This window comes from Streptomyces akebiae, from assembly GCF_019599145.1.
Taxonomy (GTDB): Bacteria; Actinomycetota; Actinomycetes; order Streptomycetales; family Streptomycetaceae; genus Streptomyces; species Streptomyces akebiae.
In genome coordinates this window covers 4,430,199-4,444,195 of the sequence record NZ_CP080647.1, presented here as the reverse complement: position 1 = coordinate 4,444,195, position 13,997 = coordinate 4,430,199, and the positions used below count along the sequence as shown (strand labels likewise).

Genomic DNA, 13,997 nt, shown 5'->3' with positions numbered 1-13,997 from the left:
GTTGTATCCTCAAACCCTCACATCGGTGTGAATGTCAAGCTCGTACGAAAGAGGTGGGTCACATGCGGATCGGGGAGCTGTCCGAGCGGACCGGAACCCCTCGTCGGCTGCTGCGCTACTACGAGGAGCAGGGCCTGCTGGTCGCCGACCGCGCGCCCAACGGCTACCGGGACTATCCCGAGGGCTGTGTGAACCGGGTCCTGCAGATCAGAGGACTCCTCGACTCCGGACTGCCGACGCGGATCATCAAGCAGATCCTGCCGTGCATCAACGACCCCCGGGCCATCCACGTCTCCGACGCGACGCCGGAGACGATCGCCGCCCTGGAGGGCGAGCGCCAGCGCATGACCGACCGCATCGAGTGCCTGATGCGCAGCAGGGAGGCCATCTCCGGCTACCTCGAGGCCGTCCGCCGCGAGTCGGTCGTGGCTGCCTGACCGTACTGGACGGGGTTGGCCAGTACGACACCGTGGCTGCTCACGTCGATGACCATCCGGTCACCGTCCTCGATCCGGAAGCCGTCGTGGTAGGTGGCCTTGTCGGCGCCGAGCAGCAGGTAGTTGACCAGCCCCGGCTGTCGCAGAATCGGGTGCGACAGGACGTACGCCGTCATGTCCTCGACGCGTTGGTAGAGGGAGTCCCCGCCGCAGCTGAAGTCGCCCTCCCAGGCCGGGGCACCGTCACGCTCGATGGTCACCCGGCCGGTCACCGTCCGCGGCGGCTCGTCGAGGAAGAGCCAGGGTGCGAGGGAGGTCTCGCAGAGCTTGGCGTACGGCGTCCAGGCCCACGGGTTCTTCAGGTGCACGCCGATGTCGTTGAGGTCGTTGCCGAAGGTGTACCCGGCGTAGTGCGGGACGCCGTCGTCGTCGTTGACGTAGACCAGGGCGACCTCCGGCTCCTCGATGAGCCAGATCGGATCCGCCGGGGTGATCAGGGGTTCGTCCGGCATGCGCAGCCAGGAGCCGAAGCCCTTCTGGTAGTAGTTCGGCGGGGTGAACTCCTCGTCGGGGGACGGGTCGTGGTCGAACTTGGAGCGGTGCGTGCCCATGAAGCCGTTGACCAGGGCGTTGTTGGTGCTCGTCGGCAGCAGCGGAGGAAGGAAGCGCAGTTCCGGGTCACCGATGGTCACCTCGACCGTCTCGGCGCCCTCGGTCACCGCGGCGAGGACCGCTTCGGGGCCGCGGGCCGCGATGACGGCGGCGCGTACCTGCCCCTCGGTCACCCGGTGCAGGACATGGGTGTCACCGGGGGCCGGTACGCCTACGCCGGCGTACCGCTGACCCTTGTACTCGCATTCGAAGAGGATGGACATGGCGGTGAGGGATCTCCTTAGAGGGTGGTGAGGTCGGTCAGGACCTCGGTGATGCGGTCCAACGAGGCCTTGACCCAGGGCAGTCGGGCCGGCTCGTCGGCGGCCAGTGCCGCGAAGCGCTCGGCGTCGGTCCCGCCGTACAGACGGCTGGTGGCGACCCGGATCCGCAGCGAACGGTCCTCCTCGCCGAAGGCGGTTCCCGGCAGCAGGCCCACTCCGTACCGTTGCGCGAGGAGGGTGGCGAGGGCGTCGGCGCCGTGCACGTCGTGCGCCCCGGCAAGGTGGTCCCGGAGCGGCTCGAAGTCCGGGTAGAGGTAGCAGGTGGCCCGCACCGGGGCGAGTCCGGCGCCGGCGGCGGTGAACCGCTCGGCCACCGCGCGCACCACCACCTCGTGCAGTCGCCGGGCGGCTGCGACGTACCCGACCACCTCGGGCGGCTCCTCGAAGGCGTAGGCCGCGGCGCTCTGCACCGGGGCCGCGGTGCTCGACCAGATCTGGCTGGCGATGCCGACCAGCCTGGTGAGCGCCTCGTGCCCGAGCGGGCTGTCGGGGAGCCGGGCGACCCCGAGCCGCCAACCGCCGAGCGCCAGGTTCTTGGTGAGCCCCGTGGTGACCACGGTCCGCTCCGGCGCGAAGGCCGCCGGGGAGACCGCGCGGTCCGCCGGGTCGAAGACGAGGTCGCAGTAGATCTCGTCGGAGACGATGACGAGATCCAGGTCCCGGGCGGCCCGCGCCAGTCTCTCGACCGTGCCCGCGGTGGCGACGGTGCCGGTGGGGTTGTCGGGCAGGGTGACCACCACGCACCGCGGGTCCCGACCGGCGGCACGGGCGCGGGCCACCGCCTCGCGCAGGGCCGCCGGATCGGGCACACCGCCCTCGCCCGGCAGGACGGGCACCGGGATCGGCCGCGCCCCGACCAGCCGGGCCTGCGCCGCGTAGCTCACCCAACTCGGCACCGGCACCACCACATCGCCGCCGACCGCCAGAAGCAGGGCGAACAGCAGTGGCTTGCTGCCCGGTCCGCAGACCACCAGGCCCGGATCGACGGAGAGGTTCCGCCGCCCCCAGTAGCCGGCGACCGCGGACCGCAGCCTCGGGCTCCCGGCCACGGACCCGTAGGCGTTGCGATCCGCCGCCGCGGCGAGCCGCTCCCGCAACGCCGGCAGCACGGGCAGGCCGATCTCCCCGCTGGCCAGGGAGAGCACCTGCTCCCCGGCACGCTGCCGTCGAGCCAGCGCCTCGTCGGCGGCGAGGGTCGCCGACATGGTGACGGGCACGCGTGCGGTCATGGTGGGCTCCAACGAATCGAGCGGGGCTGATGGGTGGCCGGGCGGGGCACGCCCGGACGGCGGGGAGGGAGGCGGCGAGGTCACGCGCCGGCGAAGCGCTCCCGCAGTTCGACCTTGCGGACTTTGCCGGTGAGGGTCTTGGGCAGGGCCGTGACGATCTCCAGGCGCTCCGGGTAGAAGCGGGGGTCCTGGCCGGCCTCCCTCAGGTAGGCGCGGATCTCCTCCAACGTCACGGTGGCGTCGCCGCGCGGGACGACGACCACGAGGATCGGATCGTCGACCGTGCCGTGGGGACCGACGAGGGCGGCCTCGGTCACCTTCGGATGCCGGGAGAGGATCGCCTCCAACTCGGCCATCGGTACGACGATCCCGTCACGCAGGATGGTGTCCTTGGCGCGGCCCAGGATGCGGATACCGCCCCGGCCGTCCTCACGCGCCACGTCGCCGGTGTCGAACCAGCCGTCCTCGGTGAGTTCGGCGTCGAAGGCGTCCTGGTGCTTGTAGTAGCCGAGAGCCCGCGACGCGCCGCGAGCCCGCAGCCGGCCCACCGGGGCCCGCTTCGAGGGGTCGTGGCACAGGTCGATGCGGATCTCCATCGAGTCGATGGGCCGCCCGTGGCTGTGCGCCGCCCAGTCCTGGTTGTAGTCGAGCCGGCTGATGGTGACGGGACCGAACTCCGACATGCCCCACACCGAATACGTGCGGGCTCCGAAGGTCTGGCGCAGTTCGTCCACCAGCGGCTGGAGCACCGGAGCGGCGCCGGTGACCGTATGGCGCAGACTGGACACGTCGTGCGGATCGATCCGCTGGGCCCTGGCCACACCGGAGAGCGTGGGCGGCGGACCGTACAGCAGGGTGGCGCCGTACCGCTCGACCAGGTCCAGCAGGCCGGTGTGGTCCCCGCCGTCCTGGAAGACGACCGTTCCGCCGAGCATCACCCCGGCGAGGACGCCCTGCCCGAGGCCCGAGTAGTGCACCAGCGGGGTGGTGACGACGACCACCAGGTCGTCGCGGAGCATGAAGGTGTCCACATAGCCGCGCACACCCGAGTGCACCGTGTTCTGGCTGTGCACGACTCCCTTGGAGAAGCCGGTCGTGCCGGAGGTGAACAGCACCACGAACGGCTCGTCGGGCCGCAGCTGACGGCCCTCCAGGTCGGCCGTGCGCCGCTTCTCCCAGGGGGTGGCCACGAAGTGGTCGTGGAAGTCGAGGGCCCCTTCGGGAGCGTGCCCGTCGACGACCACGACGTGGTCGAGGGGAAGTTCCTCCTTGAGCGCGGTGACGGTCTCGGCGAGCGGAAAGCCCTCCCATTCCGGCACCGTCACGCACACCTTCGCCTCGGTGAGCGCCAGTCGGTGGCGCAGTTCCTCCTCCCGGCAGACCGGAGCGATCGGGCAGATGACCGCGCCGACCGCCATGCAGGCGAACATCAGCGGCACCATCTCCCACCGGTTGGGCAGCTGGACGGCGACCACGTCGCCGCGTCGCACGTCCAGTTCGAGCAGCGCCCCGGCGAACCGGTCGGTCAGCCGCGCCAGTTCGGCGTAGTCGAGGGTGTCGGTGCGGGCCTCGTCCAGACGGCGTCCGGCGACGGCCAGCTTGCGCGGCCGTTCCCGGGCCTGGCGACGCAGGTCGTCGAGGAAGGTCTCGTCGCGCCACCAGCCGCGCCGCCGGTACTCCGCCATGCGGTCCGCGGCCGACGCCGTGGCCAGGATGGCTGTGGTCGTCGAGGTCATCCCCGCTCCTTGCGGCGGGTCTCCAGCAGTTCGGGCAGCGGGTCGCCGGGGTTCGCGGCGCCGATGTCCAGCAGGTCGCGGGTGTTGCGGCGCACGCGGTCGCCGATCCAGTCGAAGACCCATGCCTTGCGGGCCTCGGCCGCCAGATCGAAGGGGACGACCCGGGTGACGGCGAGGGCGGCCGAGCCGGCCCCGCCGATGTTGGCGATCACGCCCGGTACCAGAGTGGCGCCCGAGGCCCGCGCCTTCTCCCGAGCCTCGGCGCTGGAAGCCAGGTTCGCGCCCTCGACCACCAGGTGGGCCCGCAGCCGGTGCGCGTTGTCGGCGTTCAGCGCGTTCTTCTGCGCGGCGAGGACCAGCAGGTCGGCGTCGACGTCGAGCCAGGCGTCCGGCTCGGTGGAGCAGGTGACGTCCTGGGGCAGCCGGGAACGGTCGATCAGCCCGAACTCGTCGGTGACGGCGATCAGGTCGGCCACCGGCAGCCGGTCCGCGCTGACGGTGCCGTGCACATCGGCCACGCCGACGATCACGTGCCCGCGCTCCTCCAGGAACCGGGCGACCGCCCGGCCCACCGCTCCGAATCCCTGAACGACGATCCGGGCGGGACCGGTACGACCGTTCGCCTCCAGGGCGGTGACCGCTGCCACCCCGACCCCGTGGCCGGTGCAGTCGATCAGGGGCTCGTAGTACGTCCGCCAGTCGATCGGCATGTCGGGTGCGCCCAACCGGTAGCGGGGGTCGTAGCCGGCCTCGGCGAAGAACACGGCGCGGTCGGCAGGGGTGACACCCATGTCGATGCCGAGGTGGATCCCGCCGTGCAGCAGCGGTTTGACGGTGCGGCCGAAGGTGCGGAAGGTCTCCTCGCGGTCGGTGCCGTCGGAGACGATGCCGCCCTTGGCGCCGCCGATGGGCAGGCCGGCGAGGATGAACTTGTGCGTCATGTCGCGGGCGAGACCGGCGACCTCCTCCTCGGTGACCCCCGTGGTCATCCGTACGCCGCCCATGGCCAGGCCGTCGTAGAGGGAGTCGACGACGACCCAGCCCCTGAGCGCGCCGCCGCTGCCGTTCAGGTGCACCGTGAATGCGGGGTCGTGCGGGGTTTCCAGATCACTCATTGCCAATCCTCGCTACGTAGATGTGGGTCACTGGTAGAGCTGGGCGAATCCGCGCAGGATCTCCAGGCCGTCCCCGCGGAACTCCAGGTGCGCCTGCGAGCCGAGGATCCGGCCGTCGTCGGAGCGCAGGAACTCCACGGGCGCGTGCTCGGACCGGCCGATGGAGCGGAAACCGGGGGGCGCCTCCTGGAGGTAGAGGGTGTGCCGGTGGAAGACGGTCACCGTCGGCTTCACATGGGTGAAGAGCGGTTCCTCCTTGTCGACCTGGACCTCGTAGCCGCCGACCCGCTGGGGCCCCTCGGCGAGTCGGCCGCCCGCCGCGACCGCGAGGATCTGCATGCCGCCGCAGATCCCGAAGACCGGCACGTCGGCGCTCATGACGAGGTCGATGAGCGGCTTGTAGTAGTCGCGGTCGTAGGCCCGCACCTTGGTGCCGCTCAGCACGATCGCCTGATAGCGGCCGTCGAGCCGGTTCGGCACGGAGGCCGCGTCGACCGCCTCGGTCTCCGAGCCGAGTTGCTCGAAACGCTTGCGGAGCTGCTTCAGCGACAGCGTTCCGTTGTTGACGACGAGTACTCGGGACTGCGCCACGCGCATGCTCCTCACGTTCGGGTGATGACGGTGCCGGTGCGGGCGGCGAGCAGCTCGGTGACCGGCGCGCTGCCGATGACGACGCGCTCCACGCCCTGCTCCAGGGCCTCGCCGGCGGCGCGCAGCTTCTTGCGCATGCCTCCGGTGGCGCCCTTGTCGCGGAACTCGGCGGCGGCCCGCGCCGTGATCCGTCGCACCGGCTCGCCGTCGATCAGCAGATGGGCGACATCGGTGACGAGCACCAGGTCCTCGGCGCCGGTGGCGCCCGCGACGGCGGCGGCGGCCCGGTCGGCGTCGGTGTTGACCTCCTGGCCCGCCGCGTTCCTGGCCAGCGGAGTGACCAGGTAGGCGTGCCCCGGCTGGAGGTTCTTCAGCGCCGACGGGTCCACCCCGGTGATCGGGCCGACCAGGTTCTCCAGCTCGACCAGCTGCTTGTTCCGCCACCACCAGCGCTCGCCTTCTCCGGCGGAGACGAGGCCGTCACTGCCCAGGAGCCGTTCCGCGGTGATGCCGCGCTGTTCGAGGCGGTCGAGGACGTCCTCGCCGAGGCGCAGACTGACGGTCTTGATGTCCGAGATGACCTCGGGCGTGGTCCAGCGGCTCTGATTGCCGTACCGGTCGCGCAGGATCGCGGACGGTTCGCTGTGGCGCGGGCTGAGCTGTTTGAGCGGCTTGGACCAGCCGTGCACCAGGACCAGCGGCCGCTGTCGGCCGTGCCGGGCCAGGTCGTCCCACCAGTCGCCGGCGAGATCGTCCAGGCAACTGCCGCCCAGCTTCACCACGGTCGGGGTCCGCTGTGTGATCGTCTCGCTCATGCGGGCATCACCGGCTGCATCGTCAGGCCGGTCTCCTCCGGCAGGCCGAACCGGATGTTCATGGACTGGAGGGCCTGGCCCGCCGCGCCCTTGACGAGGTTGTCGAGGGCGGCGAGGACGACGATCCGGCCGCCTTCGTCGTCGTACAGGACCGTCACATCACAGAAGTTGGAGCCCAGGACCGCCTGCGGATCGGGCACCGGGATGAGCGTCTCGGTGTGCCGCCGCACCCGCACGAACCGGTGCCCCTTGTAGAAGCGCAGGTAAGCCCGCTGGAGTTCGCGGCCGTCCACCTCGTCGTCGGTGAAGACGTAGGTGCTGGCGAGCAGTCCGCGCACGTGCGACACCCCGTACGCCGACATCGTCAGCGAACCGACGGTGCCGGGCTTGCTGTGTTCCAGGAAGTCGCCGACCTCGGCGGCGTGCCGGTGCCCCGTGGGGGCGTACGGTGCGATCGCGCCGTTGCGCAGCGGGTGCAGGTCCGGCACGCGCAGCTGCAGGCCGCCGCCGCTGGACCCGCTCTTGCCGTCCACGACCACGGTCTTCAGGTTCAGGCCGAGGCCGAGGGTCAGCGGGGCGAGCCCGAGGGTGATCGCCGTGGCGTAACAACCGGGTACGGAGATCAGCGGGGCGCCGGCCAGCTGGTCGCCGACGAGTTCCGGTACGCCGTAGACGAAGCGGTCGGCGAGTTCGTCCGACCGGGTGGCCTTGGGGTACCAGCGCTCATGCAGCCGAGGGGTGCGGATACGGAAGGCGCCGCTCAGGTCGACCACGCACGGGACGCGGTCGGCGAGGAGCGCGGCGAGTTCGGCCGAGGCCGGGGCCGGCGTGGCGAGGAACACCACGTCACACCGCTCGGCCACGGCCTCCGCCGTGACGCGCTCGACGGTCAGGCCCAGGTCGAGGCGGAGCCCGGGATGCAGCTGGGCCGGGCGCCGGCCGGCGCTGGAGTTGCCGCCGAGGAAGGTCAGTTCGAGTTCGGGATGCTGGCTCACCAGCCTGATCAGTTCACCGCCGGTGAGCCCGGAGGCGCCGACGATTCCCACGCGGATCATGCGTATGTCTCCTGCAGGTGACGGGCGATGGCCGACGGGATGTCCGCCCCCGTCGTCGATGCCACCCCACGCCAGGCGGGGGCGTGGTTGACCTCGTTGACGACGTGGCCCGATGGCGTCTTGAAGAGATCGACTCCGTAGATGCCCTCGCCGAGTCGGTCCACGACCCCGTCGACGAGCTTCTGCACCTCGGGGTCATGGGCGAGGGCCCGGCTCTGGTTGCCGAGCGCCGCGTTGCTGCGCCAGTCGGCTCCGGCACTCTCGAACTCGGCGGCGGCGACGATTCGTCGGCCGACGACCAGAGCGCGGACCGAGCCGCCGCCCAGATACGGCTCCACCAGACAGGCCTGCTCGAAGGCGTGTCCGAGGTCCTCGACGTAGTCGTACACGGACTGCGCCAGGTCGGCCTCGCGGACCAGGGTGACGCGCTTGCCCATGCCGCCGTAGACCGGCTTGAGCACCACGGGCAGGCCCAGGTCGTCGAGTGCCCGAGTGAAGTCCTTGCGGGACAGGGCGAGCCGGAAGTCCGGCACCGGCACGCCCGCGGAGCGCAGCTCGGAGCGCAGCACCAGCTTGTTCTCGCAGGCGTGGATGGCCCCCGCGGAGTTGAGGACGGGCACACCGCCCGACTCGGCCAGCGTGGCGAGCAGCCCGCCGCGGGTGTAGCTGCGGCTGCGGACCAACAGGGCGTCGTAGCCGTCGATCGACGGGGCCTTGGTGTCCCCGAGGCACAGGGACTCGTCGTTGACCCAGTCGATCCGGAGACCGAGGTCCGGGGCGCGACGGATGAGTTCGCGTTCCTCCCAGCCGACCCGGTCCGCGACGATGGCGACGTTCAGGGGCATGTCACTGGCCCCAGTCGCGCAGCTGTACCTCGACCATCTGCAGGGACAGCCGGCCGTTCTGGATCTCCTCCACGCGCAGCGTGAGCATGCACTCGGGGCAGGAGAGGGTCTCGCCCTGAACCATCGGGGGCACGGTCAGGTCGGTTTCGCACTCGGGGCAGTCGCCGGTGAGGAGGGCGGTGGACATGGATCAACTCCGGATTCGTCGTACGGGATCGGGGTGGCACGGACCGGCCTGCCCCGGTGAGGGCGTGGGTTCAGGCGGCCTGGAAGTCGATGGCGGCCTTGCGGATCGTGTCCCGGTCGAGCAGCGGGCCTCCGTCGCGCTCCTGCCGCTCGATGAGCCACGGGGTGAAGGCGTCGATGTCGACGGACACACCCGATTCGGCCAGGGCCCACTTGACGAGGGCAGGGGTGAGGCGCGTACGGACCCGCAGCTCGCGGGCGTTGCCGACGAGTTCGGCGGGCAGCGTCTCGTACGCCTCCGGGTGGGTGAGCTGGCCCGGCAGTTCATAGGCGAACGCGTGCGGTGTGGTCGGTCCCGACTGGAAGGAGTCGCCGAGGCCGGCGCCCTTGAGGGCGACCCGCGACAGCTCGGTGAGGTGGCTCAGGTCGAAGCGGGTGTCGCCGTGGATGACACGCAGTGAGGTGAGCAGTTCGGCGAGCGGGGCGTTGCCACCGCGTTCGCCGATGCCGCCGACGGTCGCCGAGATCCACTGCGCGCCCGCGCGGACGGCGGCCAGGGAGTTGGCGACGGCCATGCCGAGCATGTTGTGCGAGTGGATCTCGATCTCGGAGCCGTCGATCGCGGTGAGGTCGGCGATGACCTCCTCCATCTGCCAGGGCGACAGGTAGGCGACGGTTTCCGCGAGCCGGAACCTGTCGGCCCCCGCCTCGAAGCCGGCGGTGACATAGGGGACGAGGCGTTCCCTGGGCGTACGGGCGCCGTCCTCGCCGCTGAAGGTGACGTGGAAGCCACGTTCCTTGGCCTGCGTGATCGCCGAACGGGCCAGCGTCTGCAGGAACTTGGCGCTGGGCGAGCCGAGCTTGAGCTTCGCGTGCTGCTCGGAGGTGGGGATGGAGTACATGATGTGCCGTACGCCCAGGCGCTCGGCCTCGTCGAGGGCCTTCGCGACCTGCTGGCGGTCCCGCACCACGACGAGCGTCATGCTGCGTTCCGGGCCGACGGCCTCATGGGTGGCGAGGACCAGATCGGCGTCCTTGGAGCCCGGACCGGACACCATGCCGACCTCGACGAGCTCGATCCCGGTCTTCACCAGCAGGTCCGCGATGACCGCGGCGTCCTTGGGGCCGAACTCGACGCCGGCCATGTGCGCGGAGTCCCGCAGGGTCGCGTCAGACAGATGGGGCAGCCTCGGAAGACTTCCCCCGTGCTCTGCTACTGCCATTGCTCTTCCTCCTTTTGCAGGGCCGCCAACCATGGTGGACGGCGCAATGTGAGGAGACAACGGCTCTTGTGTCAGAGCATTGTCAAGGACTGTGCTGAAAAGTCCGCGCGAGTCATTTCTGTGAACTGTCCGCAGGATCGCTGAAAAATCTCAAATCCGCACCGAGAATTGTTCGAATTGCTGGTTATGGTGACCGGGCCCGTTTTCAGTGGATGGGAGTGGAGACTTCGATGGGAATTCCGCATTTCCCCACAGGCGAGTGGGCCCGGGAGCTCGCCGACCGCCTCGCGGGACCGACCACCGCCGAACGCGACCGCGAGTGCCGCTGGGACCCGCGGCTCTTCGCCGAGCTGGTCGCCGCCCGGCCCGGCCCGGGCCTCGCCGGTCCCTTGGTACCGCCCGACCTGGGCGGCGCCGGCCTGTCGGCCACCGAGGCCGTCGACCTGCTGGCGGGGCTCGGTGAAGGGGCGCGCGACCCGGGCCTCGCCCTCGCGGTCGCAGTGCACGCGGTGCTCGCCACCGTGCCCCTGCGCGCCTTCGGCACCCCCGGGCAGCGGGAGCGGTACCTGCCCCGGATGGCGTCGGGCGAGTGGGTGGGCGCGCTGTCGCTCCAGCAGACCCAGGGGGCGTCCCTCGCCCCCACCGTCACCGTCCGGCCCGCCGCGGAGGGGGCGGGCGGCTGGGTGCTCACCGGCGAACTGGACCTGGTCGCCGGTGCCCCCGTGGCCCATCACTTCCTGGTCGTCGCCGCGCACGACGACGGCCGACGGACGGCGTTCGTCGTGGACCGGGCCGGCGAGAGGCTGTGGGTGGACGAGGCCCGCCCGGCCGCGATGCCCACCTGCCCCTGGGGCCGGTTGGTCCTGGACGGCCGCGCGGTCGCGGACACCGCGGTGCTGGGCTCGGTCGGCGGCGCGGCGACCGAGGTGGAGCCGCTGCTGGCCGTGCTGGACTGGGTCTTCTCCAGCGCCCCCTGGCTCGGCCTCATCCGTGCCCTGACCCGGGACGCCGTCGACGGCGCCCGCGAACGACGGCTCTTCGGACGGCCGCTCCACCACGACCAGTCCGTCCGGTTCACCCTGGCGGATCTGGCCGCGCGCTGCGAACTCGCCGAGGGAATGCTGTACCGGGCCGCTGAGCAGTTCGACTCCGGCGACCGGCCCTCACACCAGGACGCGGCGGCCGCCCGGCTCTTCGTGGCCGCCGCCGTGCGCACGGTCACGGACGCGGCCGTGCGCTTGTCCGGCCCGCTCGGCCTCTCCGGCGACCACCTGGTCGGACGGGCGCACCGGGACGGGCTGTTCTTCGCCGGCACCGGGGGCGGCACGGAGGTGCTGCGCCCGGTGATAGCGGCGTCCCTGCTGGAACTCGGCTGAACATGCCCGACACGAGGTCAACCCGAGGAGCGCGTACGAGATGACCAGCACCACGCATGCGGACTACGTGAGCGGGAACCGGGCCGTGCCCGACTTCCCCGACTTCCCCGCCTTCCCCGGCATCGCCGCACGAGCCGCAGAGACGGACGCGACGGGTCGCATACCGGCCCAGAACTGGAAGGAGCTCGCCGACAGCGGCTACCTGCGGCTGTTCCACCCGCCGGAGATCGGCGGCACCGGCGCCGACGGACTCACCCAGGCCGATGCCATGGAGGCGCTGGCGCGGGCCTGCCCCGGCACCTACTGGGCGGCGACCGTGTCCACGCTGCTGTGCGGCAAGCTGATCTCCACCTACGGCGACCTCCGACACCACGAGCCGCTGCTGCGGGCCCTGCTGTCCGGGGAGCGGCTGGCCGCCTTCGCCGTGGTGGAGCGTACGGCGGGCAGCGACGCCGGCACCTACCGGACCACGGTGCGGCCCGCCCGGGAGCCCGAGGGCGGGTTCGTCATCAACGGAGAGAAGTCCAGGATCACCAACGCGCCCGTCGCCGACGTGGCCGTGGTACTCGCCCGCAGGGAGCGGCTCCCCGGAGACGACGGCCCCGACTGGTGCCTCGCCTTCGTCGACCTGAACCAACCCGGCGTCGAGCGGTACGAGATCGCGCACATGGGGCTGCGGGGCATGCCGTGGGGCGGGATCGTCTTCACCGACGCCCACATCGCCGCGAGCGATGTGGTGCCGGTGCCGTTCGGGGAGCTCGCCGAGGGCATGGCATGGGGCTGGCTGAAGAACTCGTTCGCGGCCATCGCCGTCGCCGAGTCCGCCCTGGCCGCCTCGGTACGGCATGCCAGGGAGCGGGTCTCGTTCGGTCGGCCGCTGGCGCACATGGAGGGTGTGCAGGCGCAGCTCGCCGAGTCCCGCGCCCAGATCGACGCCGCCCGGTTGCTGGCCCGCCGGGCGATGTGCGCGCGCGTCGAAGGCCGCTCGGTCCGGGATCTGATCGCGATGCTCAAGATCTACGCCACCGAGATGGGCGTCGAGGTCGCCGCCCGGGCCGTGCAGATCCACGGGGCGACCGGCGTCACCCAGGGCCATGAGGTGGAACGCCTCTACCGCGACGCCCAGATGAACGTCATCGGCGGCTTCACCTCCAACCGGTTGCGGGAGCAGGTCGCCGAGAACATCGGCCTCGGCCCCGCGGTCTACAGCGCCTTCGACTGGGTGACCCCGGCCGGCCTCGGCCAGGACCCGGCCGGGCTCGACGGATCGCCGTACGCGCAGGGGGCCGTGACGTAGGTGACGTAACCGAATACCGACGGATCGATCGCGCCGGCGCGGGTCCGAATTCCTTTCGGGGTTCGGACCCGCGGTGGCGTTCTCACGGAATTCGTCAGCCGTGTCCCATGCGGTAACCGACGCCGCGGACCGTGATGATCCACGAATGCGTGCCGAGTTTCGCCCGCAGGCTGCGCACGTGCGTGTCGATGGTGCGGCTGGAGTCCGCCCACCCGGTTTCCCAGACCCGTGCCATCAGTTCCTTTCGGGAAATGACGCTTTCGGGTGTGGCGGCCAGGGTGTGCAGTAATTCGAATTCTTTGGCGGTGACGTTCACCGGGCGGTCGTGCAGGCGGACCTCGCGCGTTCTGCTGTCGATGTGCAGCGGGCCGAGGCAGAGGGGCCGGGACCGCTCCGTCCGCGGGCGGGCCCGGCGCAGTACGGCTTCGATGCGCGCCAGCATCTCGCGCTCACCGCACGAGGTGACCACGCAGTCGTCCGCGCCGGCCTGCAGGGCGAGGACCCGGTCCAGTTCGGTGTTGCGGGCGGTGACGGAGATGATGGGCTTGTCGCCGGCCTGCCGTATCGACCGACAGACCTCGAGACCGTCGATGTCGGGAAGATCGAGGTCGAGCAGGACCAGGTCCGCCTGCTGATGGGCGTTGAGCGCCTCTGCTCCGGTGACGACGCTCTGGGCGTGGTACCCCTGTCGGCGCAGCTCGCGCGCCCTCGCCTCGGCGGCGTCGGCGTCGTCGCCGACTATCAGCACGCGAGTCGTGTCCGGTTGCGCAGCGTGCACTGCCATCGCTCCCCCTCCTTACACGCCAAACTTCCCATCAATAAAAGAACACACGTCCTGTTATTTGTACAGTGAACCGCCAGCGTCATATCGGTATGAACTATGGCGAAACGGTCAAACTCTTACGTCACATGGAGCCGGAGGGCGCAAGAAATCCGAAATATCACTCATATCTGGCACTCGAAAACAGGACTCTGGAGGCGTACACTCGCTCGACAGAGCCCAACCGGGGGGTCCGGGTGGCCGGAGGCGTGACAGCGCGCTCATGGCCGCAGATGGGTGAAGCTTGGCGTGCGACTTGTCGTCACGCCGCGGTGCGGGGGTACGCTAATGCAAATGAAGCGAGGCTTGGACGCGCAACGGCTCCGGGTGTCCACCC

14 protein-coding genes are annotated in these 13,997 nt (G+C 70.8%); 3 read left to right on the top strand and 11 right to left on the bottom strand.

Features of this window, described 5'->3' with window-relative positions; translation table 11 throughout:
- Positions 1 to 62: 62 nt before the first annotated feature.
- Complete coding sequence (locus K1J60_RS19090) at positions 63 to 437, top strand: MerR family transcriptional regulator (RefSeq protein WP_220647257.1); 375 nt, start codon at positions 63 to 65, stop codon at positions 435 to 437.
- Here the strand turns inward: K1J60_RS19090 and K1J60_RS19085 are convergent.
- The 10 genes from K1J60_RS19085 to K1J60_RS19040 all read right to left on the bottom strand — a co-directional run bounded on the left by K1J60_RS19085 (position 395) and on the right by K1J60_RS19040 (position 10,167).
- Positions 395 to 1,312 carry a fumarylacetoacetate (FAA) hydrolase gene (locus tag K1J60_RS19085; RefSeq protein ID WP_220647256.1) on the bottom strand — a complete coding sequence of 306 codons (918 nt, stop codon included), beginning with the start codon at positions 1,310 to 1,312 and terminating at the stop codon, positions 395 to 397. The two genes, K1J60_RS19090 and K1J60_RS19085, sit on opposite strands and share 43 nt — an antisense overlap.
- Positions 1,313 to 1,329: 17 nt before the next feature.
- The gene (locus K1J60_RS19080) at positions 1,330 to 2,601 is read right to left on the bottom strand and encodes a pyridoxal phosphate-dependent aminotransferase (protein ID WP_259407791.1); all 1,272 of its coding nucleotides are present in this window, start codon (positions 2,599 to 2,601) and stop codon (positions 1,330 to 1,332) included.
- 80 nt (positions 2,602 to 2,681) lie between these two features.
- The gene (locus tag K1J60_RS19075) at positions 2,682 to 4,337 is read right to left on the bottom strand and encodes an AMP-binding protein (protein ID WP_220647255.1); all 1,656 of its coding nucleotides are present in this window, start codon (positions 4,335 to 4,337) and stop codon (positions 2,682 to 2,684) included.
- On the bottom strand, positions 4,334 to 5,452 hold the full coding sequence (locus K1J60_RS19070) for a Glu/Leu/Phe/Val dehydrogenase dimerization domain-containing protein (RefSeq protein WP_220647254.1): 1,119 nt from the start codon (positions 5,450 to 5,452) through the stop codon (positions 4,334 to 4,336). The genes K1J60_RS19075 and K1J60_RS19070 overlap by 4 nt, the downstream gene beginning before the upstream one ends.
- 27 nt (positions 5,453 to 5,479) lie before the next feature.
- Complete coding sequence (locus K1J60_RS19065; RefSeq protein WP_259407790.1) at positions 5,480 to 6,049, bottom strand: type 1 glutamine amidotransferase; 570 nt, start codon at positions 6,047 to 6,049, stop codon at positions 5,480 to 5,482.
- Between the two features lie 5 nt (positions 6,050 to 6,054).
- Positions 6,055 to 6,858 carry an amino acid kinase family protein gene (locus tag K1J60_RS19060; protein WP_220647252.1) on the bottom strand — a complete coding sequence of 268 codons (804 nt, stop codon included), beginning with the start codon at positions 6,856 to 6,858 and terminating at the stop codon, positions 6,055 to 6,057.
- Positions 6,855 to 7,913, bottom strand: coding sequence for an N-acetyl-gamma-glutamyl-phosphate reductase (gene argC / locus K1J60_RS19055; protein ID WP_220647251.1), 1,059 nt, complete (start codon positions 7,911 to 7,913; stop codon positions 6,855 to 6,857). Before argC ends, K1J60_RS19060 begins: the two co-directional genes overlap by 4 nt.
- Positions 7,910 to 8,758 carry an ATP-grasp domain-containing protein gene (locus K1J60_RS19050; protein ID WP_220647250.1) on the bottom strand — a complete coding sequence of 283 codons (849 nt, stop codon included), beginning with the start codon at positions 8,756 to 8,758 and terminating at the stop codon, positions 7,910 to 7,912. Before K1J60_RS19050 ends, argC begins: the two co-directional genes overlap by 4 nt.
- Before the next feature lies 1 nt (position 8,759).
- Positions 8,760 to 8,945: a lysine biosynthesis protein LysW gene (locus K1J60_RS19045; RefSeq protein WP_220647249.1), complete on the bottom strand. Its 186-nt coding sequence runs from the start codon at positions 8,943 to 8,945 to the stop codon at positions 8,760 to 8,762.
- A gap of 70 nt (positions 8,946 to 9,015) precedes the next feature.
- Entirely contained in the window at positions 9,016 to 10,167 is a 1,152-nt protein-coding gene (locus tag K1J60_RS19040) for an isopropylmalate synthase (protein WP_220647248.1), read from the bottom strand.
- A gap of 230 nt (positions 10,168 to 10,397) precedes the next feature.
- Here K1J60_RS19040 and K1J60_RS19035 point away from each other — a divergent pair, with 230 nt between their 5' ends.
- Positions 10,398 to 11,543, top strand: a complete 1,146-nt coding sequence (locus K1J60_RS19035) for an acyl-CoA dehydrogenase family protein (protein ID WP_220647247.1) — start codon at positions 10,398 to 10,400, stop codon at positions 11,541 to 11,543.
- Between the two features lie 40 nt (positions 11,544 to 11,583).
- On the top strand, positions 11,584 to 12,840 hold the full coding sequence (locus tag K1J60_RS19030) for an acyl-CoA dehydrogenase family protein (protein WP_220647246.1): 1,257 nt from the start codon (positions 11,584 to 11,586) through the stop codon (positions 12,838 to 12,840).
- A 94-nt stretch (positions 12,841 to 12,934) separates the two neighbouring features.
- On the opposite strand, the gene K1J60_RS19025 is transcribed toward K1J60_RS19030, so the two are convergent.
- Positions 12,935 to 13,624, bottom strand: coding sequence for a response regulator transcription factor (locus tag K1J60_RS19025; protein WP_220647245.1), 690 nt, complete (start codon positions 13,622 to 13,624; stop codon positions 12,935 to 12,937).
- Between the last annotated feature and the right edge of the window lie 373 nt (positions 13,625 to 13,997).

What these genes read in the sequence shown, in the direction of transcription:
- K1J60_RS19090 (WP_220647257.1), top strand. Translation starts at nt 63, where the DNA reads ATGCGGATCGGGGAGCTGTCCGAGCGGACCGGAACCCCTCGTCGGCTG.
- K1J60_RS19085 (WP_220647256.1), bottom strand. Translation starts at nt 1,312, where the DNA reads ATGTCCATCCTCTTCGAATGCGAGTACAAGGGTCAGCGGTACGCCGGC.
- K1J60_RS19080 (WP_259407791.1), bottom strand. Translation starts at nt 2,601, where the DNA reads ATGACCGCACGCGTGCCCGTCACCATGTCGGCGACCCTCGCCGCCGAC.
- K1J60_RS19075 (WP_220647255.1), bottom strand. Translation starts at nt 4,337, where the DNA reads ATGACCTCGACGACCACAGCCATCCTGGCCACGGCGTCGGCCGCGGAC.
- K1J60_RS19070 (WP_220647254.1), bottom strand. Translation starts at nt 5,452, where the DNA reads ATGAGTGATCTGGAAACCCCGCACGACCCCGCATTCACGGTGCACCTG.
- K1J60_RS19065 (WP_259407790.1), bottom strand. Translation starts at nt 6,049, where the DNA reads ATGCGCGTGGCGCAGTCCCGAGTACTCGTCGTCAACAACGGAACGCTG.
- K1J60_RS19060 (WP_220647252.1), bottom strand. Translation starts at nt 6,858, where the DNA reads ATGAGCGAGACGATCACACAGCGGACCCCGACCGTGGTGAAGCTGGGC.
- argC (WP_220647251.1), bottom strand. Translation starts at nt 7,913, where the DNA reads ATGATCCGCGTGGGAATCGTCGGCGCCTCCGGGCTCACCGGCGGTGAA.
- K1J60_RS19050 (WP_220647250.1), bottom strand. Translation starts at nt 8,758, where the DNA reads ATGCCCCTGAACGTCGCCATCGTCGCGGACCGGGTCGGCTGGGAGGAA.
- K1J60_RS19045 (WP_220647249.1), bottom strand. Translation starts at nt 8,945, where the DNA reads ATGTCCACCGCCCTCCTCACCGGCGACTGCCCCGAGTGCGAAACCGAC.
- K1J60_RS19040 (WP_220647248.1), bottom strand. Translation starts at nt 10,167, where the DNA reads ATGGCAGTAGCAGAGCACGGGGGAAGTCTTCCGAGGCTGCCCCATCTG.
- K1J60_RS19035 (WP_220647247.1), top strand. Translation starts at nt 10,398, where the DNA reads ATGGGAATTCCGCATTTCCCCACAGGCGAGTGGGCCCGGGAGCTCGCC.
- K1J60_RS19030 (WP_220647246.1), top strand. Translation starts at nt 11,584, where the DNA reads ATGACCAGCACCACGCATGCGGACTACGTGAGCGGGAACCGGGCCGTG.
- K1J60_RS19025 (WP_220647245.1), bottom strand. Translation starts at nt 13,624, where the DNA reads ATGGCAGTGCACGCTGCGCAACCGGACACGACTCGCGTGCTGATAGTC.